The organism is Rothia sp. HMSC069C10 (assembly GCF_001812205.1).
Taxonomy (GTDB): Bacteria; Actinomycetota; Actinomycetes; order Actinomycetales; family Micrococcaceae; genus Rothia; species Rothia mucilaginosa.
Map to the genome: position 1 here is coordinate 31,092 of NZ_KV808299.1, position 320 is coordinate 31,411.

The 320-nt window shown below is 60.6% G+C and carries 1 pseudogene; it reads right to left on the minus strand.

The features are described from left to right. Positions 1-279, minus strand: a pseudogene (locus HMPREF2842_RS04655) (multidrug transporter); the annotation flags it as partial. Between the last annotated feature and the right edge of the window lie 41 nt (positions 280-320).

Consider the following 320-nt stretch of genomic DNA (forward strand, 5'->3'; position numbering starts at 1 on the left):
CTCGGGCCTCTTGCCTTCGGGCACCGCGGCGTCCAGGGTCTCGCGGGCCTTGTCAAGACATTCGGTGCGAAGCTGCTCCTCGGGGCTCAAGCTCTCCGGTGAGTTAAAGGAGATGGGGGCGGCGTTGGGGTCATGCTTCTGGAATCCGTACTTCTTGGCGTACTCGACGTTCCAGGGACCGTACTTTCGCCCATTATCGCCACGCGGCGCGCTCTCAGATTGGGGAGCTTGGTCGGGGTCGGTGTAATTCTGCCCGTGTTCGGCGTAGCACTGCTTCATGGCGATTTGATGGGCCGTGTATTCGTAATGAGTGCCCAACT